Here is an 860-nt window from a genome sequence, read left to right on the forward strand (position 1 = left end):
GGATCATGGTCGCGGCCGTCTGTGCTATCCGGTCGGCGATGGTGGGCACTCCGAGGAGCCGGGTGCCACCGTCTGGCTTCGGGATGGAGACGGCTTTCACCGGCTCCGGGAAATAGCTCCCCGACGACATTCTGTTCCAGAGTTTGAACAGGTTGTTCCGGAGATCCTGCTCGAACTCTGCCAGCGACTGCCCGTCAACCCCTGCCGCACCCTTGTTGCTACTGACCTTCAGATATGCTTCCCATATCAGCATCTTCGGGATGTCGAACGACTTTCCTGTTGGCCTTGTCTCGCCCATGCAATTCCTCCCGTTTCTGGTTGATCGCTGGACGACACGCGACGGCACGTCCCCTTCGCTCCGCGCCCATTACAGGCGTTTCATCGCTACTACGGGACGTTCCGCCCTCCTGGCACGCGCCCGGTACTCCGCGGCTCGCGGATTAGCCGCTTGCCGCTCTCCCGGTCGACCCTTGCTTCAATCTGCAGGGCCGATGTCGTGTCGAGGAGTTCTCCTGTTCCGTTGCAGAGCCCAAGCCAAGCTCGCGCCATCTTCATGCCGGACACCGCCAGAGCAGTAGACAGGTTTCTCTCTGACTTATCCCAGGATAGGATTAAGACCCTGGTTCTGATGTCACCTGGAGTAACGACACGTCGTCGATGGTTCACTCTCGTTCGCCTTCTTGGCTCACACCTGCCGCCTCCCACGGCGGCTTTTCCACGGACGTTCACCACCATGGCTCATTCACCATGGCAGCTCGTGGCGGTTTGATATCAACACCTGCATGCCGATACCGAAGGGCCTACCTTCATCTCCGCAACAGCATGGTCGCTGCCGAGCGTTCCGTCTTCTACATCAGAAC

General features: G+C 59.5%; 1 pseudogene. It reads right to left on the minus strand.

Annotated elements, in window-relative coordinates:
* A pseudogene (locus tag MXD60_RS26255) lies at positions 1–298 on the minus strand (group II intron reverse transcriptase/maturase); the annotation flags it as partial.
* Positions 299–860: the final 562 nt, after the last annotated feature.

The organism is Frankia sp. AgB32 (assembly GCF_023243045.1).
In the GTDB taxonomy this organism is placed as follows: domain Bacteria; phylum Actinomycetota; class Actinomycetes; order Frankiales; family Frankiaceae; genus Frankia.